This window comes from Pseudomonas tremae, from assembly GCF_001401155.1.
In the GTDB taxonomy this organism is placed as follows: domain Bacteria; phylum Pseudomonadota; class Gammaproteobacteria; order Pseudomonadales; family Pseudomonadaceae; genus Aquipseudomonas; species Aquipseudomonas tremae.
In genome coordinates this window covers 1-392 of the sequence record NZ_LJRO01000130.1, presented here as the reverse complement: position 1 = coordinate 392, position 392 = coordinate 1, and the positions used below count along the sequence as shown (strand labels likewise).

The following is a 392-nucleotide window of genomic DNA, read 5'->3' as shown; positions in this document are numbered from 1 at the left end:
ATTCCAAAGTGCTCGGTTACAACGCCCTGCCGCTGGTTTCCCACGACTTCAATCACAACCCGTTGTCGTCGATTTTCGACGCCAATCACACCAAGGTCAGTGGCAAGTTGCTCAAGGTACTGTCGTGGTACGACAACGAATGGGCGTTCTCCAATCGCATGTTCGACAACTGCCTGGCGCTGCACAACGCCGAGTAAATTCAGCGTCGCAGTGGGCAGCAGCGTAAGATAATTATTTACAGATGCAGGCTTGACCCGACCAAAAGATGAGAAGCATTATCATTTGCTCACATCTCTGGTCGGGCCTCTCTGTGTCGCAGTCACGCTTCAACGATGTCTTTCTGGCCCAGCGCCCGGTTCTGCTACGCACCCTGCAACGCATGGTCGGCAACC

Annotated in this window: 2 pseudogenes; both read left to right on the top strand. The window is 53.8% G+C overall.

Annotation, left to right across the window (positions count from 1 at the left end):
* Positions 1-197, top strand: a pseudogene (locus ALO43_RS09385) (erythrose-4-phosphate dehydrogenase); the annotation flags it as partial.
* A gap of 68 nt (positions 198-265) precedes the next feature.
* Positions 266-392 (top strand): annotated as a pseudogene (locus tag ALO43_RS31370) (RNA polymerase sigma factor); the annotation flags it as partial.